Annotated in this window: 15 protein-coding genes and 1 pseudogene; 14 read left to right on the top strand and 2 right to left on the bottom strand. The window is 42.1% G+C overall.

Going from position 1 to position 14908, the window contains the following annotated elements:
• Window positions 1-43: 43 nt before the first annotated feature.
• A pseudogene (locus AC6I9F_RS06260) lies at window positions 44-218 on the bottom strand (AraC family transcriptional regulator).
• Between AC6I9F_RS06260 and AC6I9F_RS06255 the strand changes: the two are divergent.
• From AC6I9F_RS06255 to trmFO, 12 genes are all read left to right on the top strand, one after another.
• Window positions 211-1119 (top strand): LysR family transcriptional regulator, encoded by a 909-nt coding sequence (locus tag AC6I9F_RS06255; RefSeq protein ID WP_498021148.1) that lies wholly within the window; start codon window positions 211-213, stop codon window positions 1117-1119. The pseudogene AC6I9F_RS06260 and the gene AC6I9F_RS06255 sit on opposite strands and share 8 nt — an antisense overlap.
• Window positions 1116-1577 carry a signal peptidase II gene (gene lspA / locus AC6I9F_RS06250; protein ID WP_049511684.1) on the top strand — a complete coding sequence of 154 codons (462 nt, stop codon included), beginning with the start codon at window positions 1116-1118 and terminating at the stop codon, window positions 1575-1577. The genes AC6I9F_RS06255 and lspA overlap by 4 nt, the downstream gene beginning before the upstream one ends.
• A complete protein-coding gene (locus AC6I9F_RS06245) occupies window positions 1567-2454 on the top strand; it encodes an RluA family pseudouridine synthase (RefSeq protein WP_498021146.1) in 888 nt (295 codons plus the stop codon). The genes lspA and AC6I9F_RS06245 overlap by 11 nt, the downstream gene beginning before the upstream one ends.
• Window positions 2455-2456: 2 nt before the next feature.
• Entirely contained in the window at window positions 2457-4340 is a 1884-nt protein-coding gene (gene cbpE / locus AC6I9F_RS06240) for a phosphorylcholine esterase CbpE (protein WP_498021144.1), read from the top strand.
• Between the two features lie 100 nt (window positions 4341-4440).
• Window positions 4441-5550: a glutamate 5-kinase gene (gene proB, locus AC6I9F_RS06235; RefSeq protein WP_498021142.1), complete on the top strand. Its 1110-nt coding sequence runs from the start codon at window positions 4441-4443 to the stop codon at window positions 5548-5550.
• A gap of 9 nt (window positions 5551-5559) precedes the next feature.
• The gene (locus tag AC6I9F_RS06230) at window positions 5560-6822 is read left to right on the top strand and encodes a glutamate-5-semialdehyde dehydrogenase (RefSeq protein WP_498021141.1); all 1263 of its coding nucleotides are present in this window, start codon (window positions 5560-5562) and stop codon (window positions 6820-6822) included.
• 3 nt (window positions 6823-6825) lie between these two features.
• Entirely contained in the window at window positions 6826-7623 is a 798-nt protein-coding gene (gene proC / locus AC6I9F_RS06225; protein ID WP_498021139.1) for a pyrroline-5-carboxylate reductase, read from the top strand.
• Between the two features lie 113 nt (window positions 7624-7736).
• Window positions 7737-8375, top strand: coding sequence for a dTMP kinase (tmk, locus tag AC6I9F_RS06220; protein ID WP_112443598.1), 639 nt, complete (start codon window positions 7737-7739; stop codon window positions 8373-8375).
• Window positions 8372-9262, top strand: a complete 891-nt coding sequence (locus AC6I9F_RS06215) for a DNA polymerase III subunit delta' (protein ID WP_112443599.1) — start codon at window positions 8372-8374, stop codon at window positions 9260-9262. The genes tmk and AC6I9F_RS06215 overlap by 4 nt, the downstream gene beginning before the upstream one ends.
• A gap of 39 nt (window positions 9263-9301) precedes the next feature.
• Window positions 9302-9619, top strand: a complete 318-nt coding sequence (gene yabA / locus AC6I9F_RS06210) for a DNA replication initiation control protein YabA (RefSeq protein WP_000358227.1) — start codon at window positions 9302-9304, stop codon at window positions 9617-9619.
• A gap of 2 nt (window positions 9620-9621) precedes the next feature.
• Window positions 9622-10500, top strand: coding sequence for a 16S rRNA (cytidine(1402)-2'-O)-methyltransferase (gene rsmI / locus AC6I9F_RS06205; RefSeq protein WP_498021136.1), 879 nt, complete (start codon window positions 9622-9624; stop codon window positions 10498-10500).
• Window positions 10501-10634: 134 nt separating this feature from the next.
• The gene (gene trmFO / locus AC6I9F_RS06200; protein WP_498023196.1) at window positions 10635-11969 is read left to right on the top strand and encodes a methylenetetrahydrofolate--tRNA-(uracil(54)-C(5))-methyltransferase (FADH(2)-oxidizing) TrmFO; all 1335 of its coding nucleotides are present in this window, start codon (window positions 10635-10637) and stop codon (window positions 11967-11969) included.
• 257 nt (window positions 11970-12226) lie between these two features.
• Here trmFO and AC6I9F_RS06195 read toward each other — a convergent pair whose 3' ends face one another.
• On the bottom strand, window positions 12227-13393 hold the full coding sequence (locus AC6I9F_RS06195; RefSeq protein ID WP_498021134.1) for an IS30 family transposase: 1167 nt from the start codon (window positions 13391-13393) through the stop codon (window positions 12227-12229).
• Window positions 13394-13596: 203 nt separating this feature from the next.
• Here AC6I9F_RS06195 and pyrH point away from each other — a divergent pair, with 203 nt between their 5' ends.
• Entirely contained in the window at window positions 13597-14334 is a 738-nt protein-coding gene (pyrH, locus tag AC6I9F_RS06190; protein WP_000002996.1) for a UMP kinase, read from the top strand.
• Window positions 14335-14342: 8 nt separating this feature from the next.
• Window positions 14343-14900 (top strand): ribosome recycling factor, encoded by a 558-nt coding sequence (gene frr / locus AC6I9F_RS06185; protein WP_498021132.1) that lies wholly within the window; start codon window positions 14343-14345, stop codon window positions 14898-14900.
• The last annotated feature ends 8 nt before the right edge of the window (window positions 14901-14908 follow it).

Here is a 14908-nt window from a genome sequence, read left to right as displayed (position 1 = left end):
ATTTTCTTTTTTTCACAAATAGTCATCGTTTTTCTTTCCTATACTAAAGTGGTGTGTATCCAGTTATTTTTTTGAATTGATTTTGAAAATAAGATTAGCTTGAGAAAGGCAGATAGTGAAGATAGTGAAGAAGAATAGGATGTTTTTTTCCTTTTTGGAAAACTTCTAAAATATGGTATAATGAAAAGATAAAGAAGTTGGGGGTAGAAGATGAACATTCAACAATTACGCTATGTTGTTGCCATTGCCAATAGTGGTACTTTCCGTGAAGCTGCTGAAAAGATGTATGTTAGTCAGCCGAGTCTGTCTATTTCTGTTCGTGATTTGGAAAAAGAGTTGGGGTTTAAGATTTTCCGTCGGACCAGCTCAGGGACTTTCTTGACCCGTCGTGGTATGGAATTCTATGAAAAAGCGCAAGAATTGGTTAAAGGATTTGATATTTTTCAAAATCAGTATGCCAATTCTGAGGAAGAAAAGGATGAATTTTCCATTGCCAGTCAGCACTATGACTTCTTGCCACCAACTATTACGGCCTTTTCAGAGCGCTATCCTGACTATAAGAACTTCCGTATTTTTGAATCAACTACTGTTCAAATTTTAGACGAAGTAGCGCAAGGGCACAGTGAGATTGGGATTATCTACCTCAACAATCAAAATAAAAAGGGGATCATGCAACGGGTTGAAAAGCTGGGTCTTGAGGTCATTGAATTGATTCCCTTCCATACTCACATTTATCTCCGTGAGGGGCATCCTTTGGCTCAGAAAGAGGAATTGGTCATGGAGGATTTAGCGGATTTACCGACAGTTCGTTTTACTCAAGAGAAAGACGAGTACCTTTATTATTCAGAGAACTTTGTCGACACCAGCGCTAGCTCACAGATGTTTAATGTGACAGACCGTGCTACCTTGAATGGTATTTTGGAGCGGACGGACGCCTATGCGACAGGTTCTGGATTTTTAGATAGTGACAGTGTTAATGGCATCACAGTTATTCGTCTCGAGGATAACCTAGATAATCGCATGGTCTATGTTAAACGTGAAGAAGTGGAGCTGAGTCAGGCTGGAACTCTTTTCGTAGAAGTCATGCAAGAATATTTTGATCAGAAGAGGAAATCATGAAAAAAAGAGGAATAGTGGCAGTCATTGTACTGCTTTTGATTGGGCTGGATCAGTTAGTCAAATCCTATATCGTCCAGCAAATTCCACTGGGTGAAGTGCGCTCTTGGATTCCCAATTTCGTTAGCTTGACCTACCTGCAAAATCGAGGTGCAGCCTTTTCTATCTTACAAGATCAGCAGTTGTTATTCGCTGTCATTACTCTGGTTGTCGTGGTAGGTGCCATTTGGTATCTACATAAACACATGGAGGACTCACTCTGGATGGTCTTGGGTTTGACCTTGATTATTGCAGGTGGCCTTGGGAACTTTATTGACAGAATAAGTCAGGGCTTTGTTGTGGATATGATCCACCTTGACTTTATCAACTTTGCAATTTTCAATGTGGCAGATAGCTATCTGACGGTTGGAGTGATTATTTTATTGATTGCAATGCTAAAAGAGGAAATAAATGGAAATTAAAATTGAAACTGGTTGCCTGCGTTTAGATAAGGCTTTGTCAGATTTGACAGAATTATCACGCAGTCTCGCGAATGAACAAATCAAATTAGGCCAGGTCTTGGTCAATGGTCAAGTCAAGAAAGCTAAGTACACGGTCCAAGAGGGTGATGTTGTCACTTACCATGTGCCAGAACCAGAGGTATTAGAGTATGTGGCTGAGGATATTCCGCTAGAAATAGTCTACCAAGATGAGGATGTGGCTGTCGTTAACAAACCTCAGGGGATGGTTGTGCATCCGAGTGCTGGTCATACTAGTGGAACCCTAGTAAATGCCCTTATGTATCATATTAAGGACTTGTCGGGTATCAATGGGGTTCTGCGTCCGGGAATTGTTCACCGTATTGATAAGAATACGTCAGGTCTTCTCATGATTGCTAAAAACGATGAGGCGCATCTAGCACTTGCTCAAGAACTTAAGGATAAAAAGTCTTTACGCAAATATTGGGCGATTGTTCATGGAAATCTACCCAATGATCGCGGTGTGATTGAAGCGCCGATTGGCCGTAGTGAAAAAGACCGTAAGAAACAGGCTGTGACTGCTAAAGGTAAGCCTGCAGTTACCCGTTTCCACGTTTTGGAACGCTTTGGCGATTATAGCTTAGTGGAGTTACAACTGGAGACAGGCCGTACCCACCAAATCCGTGTTCACATGGCTTATATTGGTCATCCAGTCGCTGGGGATGAAGTCTATGGTCCACGTAAGACTCTGAAAGGACATGGGCAATTTCTTCATGCCAAGACTTTAGGTTTTACTCATCCGAGAACAGGTGAGATTTTGGAATTTACAGCAGATATCCCAGAGATTTTAAAGGAAACATTGGAGAAATTAAGGAGGTAAGAATGAAAAAGAAATTAACTAGTTTAGTACTTGTGGGCGCTTTTTTAGGCTTGTCATGGTATGGAAATGTTCAAGCTCAAGAAAGCTCAGGAAATAAAATTCACTTTATCAATGTTCAAGAAGGTGGCAGTGATGCGATTATTCTTGAAAGCAATGGGCATTTTGCCATGGTGGATACAGGAGAAGATTATGACTTCCCAGATGGAAGTGATTCTCGCTATCCATGGAGAGAAGGAATTGAAACGTCTTATAAGCATGTTCTAACAGACCGTGTCTTTCGTCGTTTGAAGGAATTGGGTGTCCAAAAACTTGATTTTATTTTGGTGACCCATACCCACAGTGATCATATTGGAAATGTTGATGAATTACTGTCTACCTACCCAGTTGACCGAGTCTATCTTAAAAAATATAGTGATAATCGTATTACTAATTCTGAACGTCTATGGGATAATCTGTATGGCTATGATAAGGTTTTACAGACTGCCGCTGAAAAAGGTGTTTCAGTTATTCAAAATATCACACAAGGGGATGCTCATTTTCAGTTTGGAGACATGGATATTCAACTCTATAACTATGAAAATGAAACTGATTCATCAGGTGAATTAAAGAAAATTTGGGATGACAATTCTAATTCCTTGATTAGCGTGGTAAAAGTCAATGGTAAGAAAATTTACCTTGGGGGCGACTTAGATAATGTTCATGGAGCAGAAGACAAGTATGGTCCTCTCATTGGAAAAGTTGATTTGATGAAGTTTAATCATCACCATGATACCAACAAATCAAATACCAAGGAATTCATTAAAAATTTGAGTCCGAGTTTGATTGTTCAAACTTCGGATAGTTTACCTTGGAAAAATAGTGTTGATAGTGAGTATGTTAATTGGCTCAAAGAACGAGGAATTGAGAGAATCAACGCAGCCAGCAAAGACTATGATGCAACAGTTTTTGATATTCGACAAGACGGTTTTGTCAATATTTCAACTTCCTACAAGCCGATTCCAAGTTTTCAAGCTGGCTGGCATAAGAGTGCGTATGGGAATTGGTGGTATCAAGCACCTGATTCTACAGGAGAGTATGCTGTCGGTTGGAATGAAATCGAAGGTGAATGGTATTACTTTAACCAAGCGGGTATCTTGTTACAGAATCAATGGAAAAAATGGAACAATCATTGGTTCTATTTGACAGACTCTGGTGCTTCTTCTAAAAATTGGAAGAAAATTGATGGAATCTGGTATTATTTCAACAAAGAAAATCAGATGGAAATTGGTTGGGTAAATACTGGAGGTCAGTCCTATTATTTATCAAACGATGGCTCTATGAAGACAGGTTGGCTTCAATATAAGGGGCAATGGTATTACTTTGCTCAATCAGGAGAAATGAAAACGGGTTGGGTAAAAGATAAAGAAATCTGGTACTATATGGATTCTACAGGTATCATGAAGACAGGTGAGATAGAAGTTGCAGGTCAACATTATTATCTGGAAGATTCAGGAGCTATGAAGCAAGGCTGGCTTAAAAAGGCAAATGCTTGGTACTTCTACAAGGCAGACGGTTCACGAGCTGTGGGTTGGATCAAAGACAAGGATAAATGGTACTTCTTGAAAGAAAATGGTCAATTACTTGTGAATGGTAAGACACCAGAAGGCTATACTGTTGACTCAAGTGGTGCCTGGTTAGTGGATGTTCCGGTCGAGAAATCTGTTACAACTAAAGTCACAAGTCACTCAGAAATAAAAGAATCGAAAGAAGTAGTGAAAAAAGATCTTGAAAGTAAAGAAATTAGACAGAATGAAGGTGTTACAAGCGCTTCAACTAGTCAAGATTTGACTTCTTCAACCTCAAAAAGCTCTGAGACGAGTACAAATAAATCGGAATCAGAACAGTAGTAGAAAAGAAGGTTTTAAGGCCTTCTTTTTCCTATCAACTCTTTTCTATTTCCTGCTATTCATGTTATAATGGATAAATATGAAGAATCGGAGTGAGACTATGAAATACAAACGGATTGTCTTTAAGGTGGGGACTTCTTCTTTGACGAATGAGGATGGAAGTTTATCACGTAGTAAAGTAAAAGCTATTACCCAACAGTTGGCTATGCTGCACGAGGCTGGTCATGAATTGATTTTGGTGTCGTCGGGTGCTATTGCGGCAGGTTTTGGAGCCTTAGGATTTAAAAAGCGTCCGACTAAGATTGCTGATAAGCAGGCTTCAGCAGCGGTAGGGCAAGGGCTTTTGTTGGAAGAATACACGATTAATCTTCTCTTGCGTCAAATTGTTTCTGCACAAATCTTACTGACCCAGGATGACTTTGTGGATAAGCGCCGTTATAAAAATGCCCATCAGGCTTTGTCAGTTCTACTTAGCCGTGGGGCGATTCCTATCATCAATGAGAATGACAGTGTCGTCATTGATGAGCTCAAGGTCGGGGACAATGACACTCTGAGTGCTCAGGTAGCTGCCATGGTCCAAGCAGACCTCTTGGTTCTCTTGACAGATGTGGACGGTCTCTATACTGGAAATCCTAATTCAGATCCAAGAGCCAAACGCTTGGAGCGAATCGAGACCATCAATTGTGAGATTATTGATATGGCAGGTGGAGCAGGTTCGTCTAATGGTACAGGTGGCATGTTAACCAAAATCAAAGCTGCAACTATTGCGACAGAATCAGGAGTTCCTGTTTATATCTGCTCATCCTTGAAGGCAGATGCCATGATTGAGGCGGCTGAGGAGACCAAGGATGGTTCTTACTTTGTTGCGCAAGAGAAGGGACTTCGTACCCAGAAACAATGGCTGGCCTTTTATGCTCAGAGTCAGGGTTCTATTTGGGTTGATAAAGGAGCTGCAGAAGCTCTCTCTCAACATGGCAAGAGTCTCCTTTTATCTGGTGTTGTTGAAGCAGAAGGAGCCTTTTCTTACGGTGATATTGTGACAGTATTTGACAAGGAAAGTGGAAAATCACTTGGAAAAGGGCGTGTGCAATTTGGTGCATCTGCTTTGGAGGATATGTTGCGTTCTCAAAAAGCCAAGGGTGTCCTGATTCACCGTGATGACTGGATTTCCATTACTCCTGAAATCCAACTACTCTTTACAGAATTTTAGAGGTAAACTATGGTAAGTACACAAGAACAATTTGAACAGGTACAGGCTGTTAAAAAATCGATCAACACAGCTAGTGAAGAGGTGAAAAACCAAGCCTTGCTAGCCATGGCTGATCACTTAGTGGCTGCTACTGAGGAAATTTTAGCAGCCAATGCCCTCGATATGGAAGCGGCCAAAGGTAAAATCTCAGATGTGATGCTGGATCGTCTTTATTTGGATGCAAGTCGTATAGAAGCGATGGCAACTGGGATTCGTGAAGTGGTTGCTTTACCAGATCCAATCGGTGAAGTTTTAGAAACCAATCAGCTTGAAAATGGTTTGGTTATCACAAAGAAACGTGTAGCTATGGGAGTTATTGGTATTATCTATGAAAGCCGTCCAAATGTGACGTCTGACGCGGCTGCTCTGGCTCTCAAGAGTGGAAATGCAGTTGTTCTTCGTAGTGGGAAGGATACCTATCAAACAGCTCATGCTATTGTCACAGCCTTGAAAAAGGGCTTGGAGACGACTACTATTCACCCAGATGTGATTCAGCTGGTGGAAGATACCAGCCGTGAAAGTAGTTATGCTATGATGAAGGCCAAGGGCTATCTGGATCTGCTCATCCCTCGTGGAGGAGCTGGTTTGATCAATGCAGTGGTTGAGAATGCTATCGTACCTGTTATCGAGACCGGGACAGGGATTGTCCATGTTTATGTCGATAAGGATGCAGACGAAGACAAGGCTCTGTCTATCATCAACAATGCCAAAACCAGTCGTCCTTCTGTATGTAATGCCATGGAGGTTCTACTTGTTCATGAAGACAAGGCAGCAAGCTTCCTTCCTCGTTTGGAGCAAGTTTTAGTTGCAGATCGAAAAGAAGCTGGACTGGAAGCAATTCAATTCCGCCTAGATAGCCAAGCAAGTCAGTTTGTTTTAGGTCAAGCAGCTGAAGCACAAGACTTTGACACCGAGTTTTTAGACTATGTATTAGCTGTTAAGGCTGTGAGCAGTTTAGAAGAAGCGGTTGAGCATATTGAAGCCCACAGTACCCATCATTCGGATGCCATTGTGACGGAAAATGCTGAAGCTGCAGCTTACTTTACAGATCAGGTGGACTCAGCAGCGGTTTATGTTAATGCCTCAACTCGTTTTACTGATGGAGGTCAATTTGGTCTGGGTTGTGAAATGGGGATTTCTACTCAGAAACTGCACGCGCGTGGTCCAATGGGCTTGAAGGAGTTGACTAGCTACAAGTATGTGGTTACTGGTGACGGACAGATAAGGGAGTAAGAGATGAAGATTGGATTTATCGGTTTGGGGAATATGGGAGCTAGCTTGGCTAAGGCTGTTTTGCAGGCTAAGACGGGAGATGACCTTCTCCTTGCCAATCGTAGTCAAGCCAAGGTAGATGCTTTCATTGCAGACTTTGGTGGTCAGGCTTCAAGCAATGACGAAATCTTTGCAGAAGCAGATGTGATTTTTCTAGGAGTCAAGCCTGCTCAGTTCTCAGATTTGCTTTCTCAATGTCAGACCATCCTTGAAAAACGAGAGAGTCTTCTTTTGATTTCGATGGCAGCTGGATTGACCTTGGAAAAACTAGCAAGTCTTATCCCAAGTCAACACCGAATTATTCGCATGATGCCTAATACCCCTGCTTCTATCGGGCAAGGAGTGATTAGTTATGCCTTGTCTCCTAATTGCAGGGCTGAGGACAGTGAGCTCTTTTGTCAGCTTTTAACTAAGGCTGGTCTCTTGGTTGAACTTGGGGAAGGCTTAATAGATGCAGCGACAGGTCTTGCAGGTTGTGGACCAGCCTTTGTCTATCTTTTTATCGAGGCCTTGGCAGATGCAGGTGTTCAGACTGGATTGCCACGAGAAACAGCATTGAAAATGGCAGCTCAAACTGTGGTAGGAGCTGGACAATTGGTTCTTGAAAGTCAGCAACATCCTGGAGTATTGAAAGACCAAGTCTGTAGCCCAGGCGGTTCGACTATCGCTGGTGTAGCAAGCCTAGAAGCGCATGCTTTTCGAGGAACGGTCATGGATGCAGTTGGTCAAGCCTACATGCGAACACAAGAATTAGGTAAATAAGAGGTAGTTTTATCTGCCTCTTTTATGGTGGTTGAAATGAGAAGAAAAAAAGATTGTCACAAACCCCTATTTTTTTGATAGAATAGAAGTAGTAAAAAAGAAATGAGTTAGACATGTCAAAAGGATTTTTAGTCTCTCTTGAGGGACCAGAGGGAGCAGGAAAGACCAGTGTTTTAGAGGCTCTGCTACCAATTTTAGAGGAAAAAGGGGTAGAGGTGCTGACGACCCGTGAACCTGGCGGAGTCTTGATTGGGGAGAAGATTAGGGAAGTGATTTTGGACCCAAGTCATACTCAGATGGATGCTAAGACAGAACTCCTTCTCTATATCGCCAGTCGCAGACAGCACTTGGTGGAAAAAGTTCTTCCAGCACTTGAAGATGGCAAGTTGGTCATTATGGACCGCTTCATCGATAGTTCCGTTGCCTATCAGGGATTTGGTCGTGGCTTGGATATTGACGCCATTGATTGGCTCAATCAGTTTGCGACAGATGGCCTTAAACCCGATTTGACACTCTATTTTGATATTGAGGTGGAAGAAGGACTGGCTCGCATTGCTGCTAATAGCAATCGCGAGGTCAATCGTCTGGACTTGGAAGGGTTGGACTTGCATAAAAAAGTCCGTCACGGTTACCTTTCTCTTCTGGATAAAGAGGGAAATCGCATTGTCAAGATTGATGCTAGTCTCCCTTTGGAGCAGGTTGTGGAAACTACCAAGGCTGTCTTGTTTGACAGAATGGGATTAGCTAAATGAAACAAGATCAACTAAAGGCTTGGCAACCAGCCCAGTTTGACCGCTTTGTCCGTATTTTGGAACAAGACCAGCTCAATCATGCCTACCTCTTTTCAGGTTTCTTTGGAAGCTTGGAAATGGCGCACTTTTTGGCTAAGAGTCTCTTTTGTACGGATAAGGTAGGTGTTTTACCATGTGAGAAATGCCGAAATTGTAAGCTGATTGAACAGGGAGAGTTTCCAGATGTTACCTTGATTAAGCCAGTCAATCAGGTCATCAAGACAGAACGGATTCGAGAATTGGTGGGACAGTTTTCTCAAGCAGGGATTGAAAGTCAGCAACAGGTCTTTATTATCGAGCAAGCTGAGAAAATGCATCCCAACGCAGCTAATTCTCTGCTCAAGGTTATCGAAGAACCCCAGAGTGAGGTTTACATTTTCTTCTTGACCAGCGATGAGGAAAAGATTTTGCCGACAATCCGAAGTCGGACTCAGATTTTCCACTTTAAAAAGCAAGAAGAAAAGCTCATCCATCAATTAGAACAAGCAGGTCTGGTCAAGAAAAAAGCAACTCTTTTAGCCCAGTTTAGTCAATCGCGAGCTGAAGCAGAAAAGTTAGCTAATCAGGCAAGTTTTTGGACATTGGTCGATGAAAGTGAACGCCTGCTGACTTGGTTAGTAGCTAATAAAAAAGAAAGTTATTTGCAAGTTGCCAAACTAGCTAGCTTGGCAGATGATAAGGAAAAACAAGATCAGGTTTTACGGATTCTTGAAGTTCTCTGTGGACAAGATATTCTACAAGCAAGAGTAAGAGTGATTTTACAAGATTTGCTAGAAGCTAGAAAAATGTGGCAAGCTAATGTCAGCTTTCAAAATGCCATAGAATATCTTGTCTTGAAAGAAATATAAACTTAAAAATGATTGATAAAGAAAGGAAAGGGCTGGTTTATGGACAAAAAAGAATTATTTGACGCGCTGGATGATTTTTCCCAACAGTTATTGGTAACCTTGGCCGATGTGGAAGCCATCAAGAAAAATCTCAAGAGCCTGGTAGAGGAAAATACAGCTCTTCGTTTGGAAAATAGTAAATTGCGCGAACGCTTGGGTGAGGTGGAAGCAGACGCTCCTGTCAAGGCTAAGCATGTTCGTGAAAGTGTCCGTCGAATTTATAAAGATGGATTTCACGTATGTAATGATTTTTATGGACAACGTCGAGAGCAGGACGAGGAATGTATGTTCTGTGACGAGTTGTTGTACAGGGAGTAGGCATGCAGATTCAAAAAAGTTTTAAGGGGCAGTCTCCCTATGGCAAGCTGTACCTAGTGGCAACGCCGATTGGCAATCTAGATGATATGACCTTTCGTGCTATTCAGACCTTGAAAGAAGTGGACTGGATTGCTGCTGAGGACACGCGCAATACAGGTCTATTGCTCAAGCATTTTGACATTTCTACCAAGCAGATTAGTTTTCATGAGCACAATGCCAAGGAAAAGATTCCTGATTTGATTGGTTTCTTGAAAGCAGGGCAAAGTATTGCTCAGGTCTCCGATGCGGGTTTGCCTAGTATCTCAGACCCTGGGCATGATTTGGTTAAGGCAGCTATTGAGGAAGAAATTGCAGTTGTCACCGTTCCAGGTGCCTCTGCAGGGATTTCTGCCTTGATTGCAAGTGGTTTAGTGCCGCAGCCACATATCTTTTATGGCTTTTTACCGAGAAAATCAGGCCAGCAAAAGCAATTTTTCGACTCAAAAAAAGATTATCCTGAAACTCAGATTTTCTATGAATCTCCCCATCGTGTGTCAGATACGTTAGAAAATATGCTAGAAGTCTATGGTGACCGCTCGGTCGTATTGGTCAGAGAATTGACCAAAATCTATGAAGAATACCAAAGAGGTACCATTTTAGAGTTATTAGAAAGCATAGCTGAAACGCCACTTAAGGGAGAATGCCTTCTCATCGTTGAAGGTGCCAGTCAGGATGTGGAGGAAAAAGACGAGGAAGACTTATTCTTAGAAATTAAAGCCCGTATCCATCAAGGCATGAAGAAAAATCAAGCTATCAAGGAAGTCGCTAAGATTTACCAGTGGAATAAAAGCCAGCTTTACGCTGCCTACCACGACTGGGAAGAAAATCAAGAAAATGACTAAACAGGGAAGTTTGCCTTCTTCCCTTTTTTTGTTATACTAGTAGAAGAAAAAATTAGAAAGATTTGTGGGTGTCAAACAGTCCAGTGGGGTGTTTTGATATGGACTTACGTCCCACCCAAAGAGGTATTAGTGTCGTGTCTCAATCTTATATCAATGTTATCGGTGCTGGTTTGGCAGGTTCTGAAGCAGCCTACCAAATTGCAGAACGTGGTATTCCAGTTAAACTTTATGAAATGCGTGGTGTCAAGTCAACACCTCAACACAAAACAGACAATTTTGCTGAGTTGGTTTGTTCCAATTCCCTACGTGGGGATGCTTTGACCAATGCTGTCGGGCTACTCAAGGAAGAAATGCGCCGCTTGGGTTCTGTCATTTTGGAATCAGCAGAAGCTACACGTGTTCCTGCAGGCGGTGCCCTTGCGGTGGATCGCGATGGTTTCTCCCAAACGGTGACCGAAAAAGTAGCCAATCATCCCTTAATCGAAGTAGTGCGTGATGAGATTACAGAATTGCCGACGGATATTATTACGGTTGTCGCGACTGGTCCTTTGACTAGTGATACCCTAGCTGAAAAGATTCATGCCCTTAATGATGGCGATGGCTTCTATTTCTACGATGCGGCAGCGCCTATTATCGACGTCAACACCATTGATATGAGCAAGGTCTATCTCAAGTCTCGGTATGACAAGGGAGAAGCGGCCTACCTTAATGCCCCTATGACCAAGCAAGAGTTTATGGATTTTCATGAAGCCTTGGTTAATGCAGAAGAAGCACCGCTCAATTCTTTTGAAAAAGAAAAGTACTTTGAAGGATGTATGCCAATCGAAGTTATGGCCAAACGTGGCATTAAAACTATGCTTTATGGTCCTATGAAACCAGTCGGTCTTGAGTATCCAGACGACTACACAGGACCTCGTGATGGAGAATTCAAAACACCTTATGCGGTTGTCCAGCTTCGTCAGGACAATGCGGCTGGTAGCCTCTACAATATCGTTGGTTTCCAGACCCACCTCAAATGGGGAGAACAAAAGCGTGTCTTCCAAATGATTCCAGGCCTTGAAAATGCGGAGTTTGTTCGTTATGGTGTCATGCACCGCAATTCTTACATGGATTCACCAAATCTTCTTGAGCAGACTTACCGTTCTAAGAAACAACTAAATCTCTTCTTTGCTGGTCAGATGACGGGTGTAGAGGGTTATGTTGAATCAGCGGCGTCAGGCTTAGTTGCGGGAATTAACGCGGCTCGTCTTTTCAAGGGAGAAAGCGAGGCTATTTTCCCAGAAACAACAGCGATTGGAAGTCTGGCTCATTACATCACCCATGCCGATAGCAAACATTTCCAACCAATGAATGTCAATTTTGGAATCATCAAGGAGTTGGAAGGCGAACGTATTCGTGATAAGAAGGCTCGTTATGAAAAAATTGCAGAGCGTGCCCTCAGCGATTTAGAGGAATTTTTAACTGTCTAATTTTTGGTAAATTCCCAAACTAAGTTCTACTGCTAATCCAAGTGGAAGTTAGTCTGATAAAAATCGTAAAAACCAGTGAACATCCGTGTCAGGGTAAGTTCCACTGGTTTTAAACATGCTTGATTTTATAGCTTTTGTAGCCGAAAGGAATCGAAAAAAAGAGCGCACAAAATCCCCTCATCTGAAAGCGTTTCAGATTAAGTTCCGCTAGGGTGGAAGTTAGTGTGAGACGTTTGAATGGGGTTAAAGATTAGTTTTTAGAACTTATGTTGAAGTAATGTAGACGACTGGCAGACGTCTTCTGCAGGTATTTTAGAAATACCGAGAAGCTTAGGAATCTCTTCTCCATAGGTAAAGGTAAAGAGTTCATAGGATGACTTTCCATTTAAAGCAGCACGTTTGACGCTGTTGACATGAGAGCAGACGAGATTGATGTCCTCTTGAGTTAAATTGTCAAAAGAAGTTCCTTTAGGTAGAATGTCGCGAATCAGCGTGTGATTTTTCTCAATTCTCCCTTTCTGGTCAGAGCGATTAGGGTCACAAAAGAAGAGTTTACTCTCTCCTCGCACATCCATTTCGATGTCATCAACCCTGGCAAACTCTCCACCATTATCGGTAAGAATGACAGGGAAGAGTTGGAAGAAATCTTTGTCCGCTTGGTGAAGAGTGTTCTTGATGTCATAGAGATGTTTGGTAACCTCAAGGGCAGTTTTATTATCCAGAAGTCTAGCGAAGATAAAGTTACAGAAAGATAGATTGAAGGTGAGTAGGACTTTACCTCCCATTCTCCCCATAACTGTGTCCATTTCCAGCCAAGAGTCTAGTTGATTCAGTGCTAAATAGTTTTGGAAATCCTCATAGGAACGGCCTTTTTTAGCTTCTTTAGGGATGGAAGGTAGCTTACTTTTTCGTCTTTCTTTGAATTTAACGGCTCTGGCAAGATCAATCGGAGCGATAGATAGGTACCCTTTTCGGATGTGTCGATAGACAGTTGAGGAGCTGACATCAAGGTTATGAGTTTTGAGAATATGATAGATGTGTTGTCCTTTTTTAACCCCATCAGAAATGACTTTGTCCATGTCCCAGAAGGTCTTGGAATTGAGGGGAGTTCCTTCACGAGCTTCGCCAAGAGTTTGTTCGTATTGTTTTTGAGCTTGCTTAGCGAGGTAGAAGATCTTCTTATAGCCACAATTCTGTCTTCTTTTAGGGCAGCCGTTACAGACAAAGGGAGCTTTGTCGAGTAGAGGGCAAGGAAGGTTATGGCATGTAGACTCTCGGACTTGTCTGTTTCGTTTGACTTCTTTAGAAACAGTAGTCGGGTCTTTTAGAATGGATTGTCCAATAGCTTTGAAGGTTTCACTGCGCTCTAAACCTAATTGGATATCATTACGGTCTGAAAGGGTAAGGTGTTTATGTTTTGTCATAGTAGACCTCGTTTCTAACTCAAACGTCTCACACTTAATTCCACCATAAAAATCCGTTTTAGACTAATTTCCACTTTGGTCAGGCAAGTGGAAGTTACTTTGAGAAGTTACCCTGTCTAATTTTTTTGAAAGAATTGCTCATGATACTATAAAAATCTTAGAAATTGTGATAAAATAGGTAGGATAAAAAAAGGAGAGTGAAAATGGCGAATCCCAAGTATAAACGTATTTTAATCAAGTTATCAGGTGAAGCCCTTGCCGGTGAACGTGGCGTAGGGATTGATATCCAAACAGTTCAAACAATCGCAAAAGAGATTCAAGAAGTTCATAGTTTAGGTATCGAAATTGCCCTTGTTATTGGTGGAGGAAATCTCTGGCGTGGTGAACCTGCTGCAGAAGCAGGAATGGATCGCGTTCAGGCAGATTACACAGGAATGCTTGGGACTGTTATGAATGCTCTTGTGATGGCAGATTCATTGCAACAAGTTGGGGTTGATACGCGCGTACAAACAGCTATTGCTATGCAACAAGTGGCAGAGCCTTATGTCCGTGGACGTGCCCTTCGTCACCTTGAAAAAGGCCGTATCGTTATCTTTGGTGCTGGTATTGGTTCACCTTACTTCTCAACCGATACAACAGCGGCTCTTCGTGCAGCTGAAATCGAAGCGGATGCCATCCTTATGGCTAAAAATGGTGTAGATGGTGTGTACAATGCCGATCCTAAGAAAGACAAGACAGCTGTTAAGTTTGAAGAATTGACCCACCGTGACGTTATCAATAAAGGTCTTCGTATCATGGACTCAACAGCTTCAACCCTCTCAATGGATAACGATATTGACTTGGTTGTCTTCAACATGAACCAACCAGGCAACATTAAACGTGTCGTATTTGGTGAAAATATCGGAACAACAGTTTCAAATAATATAGAAGAAAAGGAATAAGAAAGATTATGGCTAACGCAATTATTGAAAAAGCTAAAGAGAGAATGACCCAGTCTCACCAATCACTTGCTCGTGAATTTGGTGGTATCCGTGCTGGTCGTGCCAATGCAAGTTTGCTCGACCGTGTACATGTAGAATATTATGGAGTAGAAACTCCTCTTAACCAAATCGCTTCAATTACGATTCCAGAAGCGCGTGTTTTGTTGGTAACACCATTTGACAAGTCTTCATTGAAAGACATCGAACGTGCCTTGAACGCTTCTGATCTTGGTATCACACCAGCTAACGACGGTTCTGTTATTCGTTTGGTTATCCCTGCTCTTACAGAAGAAACTCGTCGTGACCTTGCTAAAGAAGTGAAGAAGGTTGGTGAGAATGCTAAGGTGGCTGTCCGCAATATCCGTCGCGATGCTATGGACGAAGCTAAGAAACAAGAAAAAGCAAAAGAAATCACTGAAGACGAATTGAAGACTCTTGAAAAAGACATTCAAAAAGTAACAGACGATGCTGTCAAACACATCGACGACATGACTTCCAATAAAGAGAAAGAACTTTTGGAAGTCTAAGAAATAAA

The sequence above is a fragment of the Streptococcus nakanonensis genome (assembly GCF_059738785.1).
This window is presented reverse-complemented; position numbering and strand designations above follow the sequence as displayed.